Raw genomic sequence first — 210 nt, forward strand, 5'->3', positions numbered from 1 at the left:
CAGATTCAGACAGCGATTCAGACTCGGATTCAGACTCTGACAGCGATTCGGATTCAGACAGCGATTCGGATTCAGACAGCGATTCAGACTCTGACTCGGATAGCGACTCGGATTCAGACAGCGATTCAGACTCGGATAGCGATTCGGATTCAGACAGCGATTCGGACTCGGATTCAGACAGCGATAGCGACTCAGATTCAGACAGCGACT

1 protein-coding gene is annotated in these 210 nt (G+C 51.0%); it reads left to right on the top strand.

Features of this window, described 5'->3' with window-relative positions:
- Nucleotides 1–210, top strand: a 210-nt coding sequence (locus tag NI461_RS14195; protein ID WP_049071916.1) for a hypothetical protein, incomplete at both ends; no start/stop codon positions are given.

It is taken from the genome of Acinetobacter sp. S4400-12, from assembly GCF_024129495.1.
Lineage (GTDB): Bacteria > Pseudomonadota > Gammaproteobacteria > Pseudomonadales > Moraxellaceae > Acinetobacter > Acinetobacter lwoffii_C.